Origin of the sequence: Citrobacter sp. TBCS-14 (genome assembly GCF_005280805.1) — a bacterium.
Classification (GTDB): Bacteria; Pseudomonadota; Gammaproteobacteria; order Enterobacterales; family Enterobacteriaceae; genus Citrobacter; species Citrobacter gillenii.
The window spans coordinates 1-592 of sequence record NZ_SZWM01000854.1 but is presented as its reverse complement, the minus strand read 5'-3'; the positions used below and the strand labels follow the sequence as shown (position 1 = coordinate 592).

The window sequence follows — 592 nt, the reverse complement described above, 5'->3', positions numbered from 1 at the left end:
GCCAATTTCGCGCGCCAGTTTTGGGACCATATAGCCTGAAATCAGCGTCAGCAGCTCTCGCATGATTTTCCGTGCCTCATCGTCACTCACCATAAAGTGAGCGGCTCCCTGCACTTTATCCAGTACATGCAGGTAATAGGGCATTACGCCCGCATCAAACAGCGCGTTGCTCAGGTTTGCCAGCGTTTGTGCGNTTTGGTTGAGCAGTGTGACGCCAATCCGACGCAGTTTTGCCATCGCCTGACGAAATGTCTCATCAATTTCGTTGGCGTGGTTAATGTGATTCACCAGCAGAACTTGCAGAGAAGAGTGAGCAAAACGCTCGACCAATCCGTCGGTAATTCGCGCCGGGATGACAATCGGCAAACGGCTGTGAATACGCAGGCGCTTAATATGTGGGATGGCTTCCAGTTGCGTGAGCAACCAGTCCAGTTCATGGTCTTTGGCCATTAACGGATCGCCACCGGAGAAGATAATCTCATTCAGCTCAGGATGTGCGCTAATGTAGTCCAGGGCGACCTGCCAGTTGCGCTTATTGCCCTGGTTTTCAGCATACGGGAAGTGTCGGCGGAAGCAATAGCGACAATTTACC

At 52.1% G+C, this 592-nt stretch carries 1 protein-coding gene; it reads right to left on the bottom strand.

Going from position 1 to position 592, the window contains the following annotated elements; genetic code table 11:
• A partial coding sequence (locus tag FDX22_RS21680) for a KamA family radical SAM protein (RefSeq protein ID WP_146717758.1) occupies positions 1-592 on the bottom strand: 592 nt, incomplete at both ends.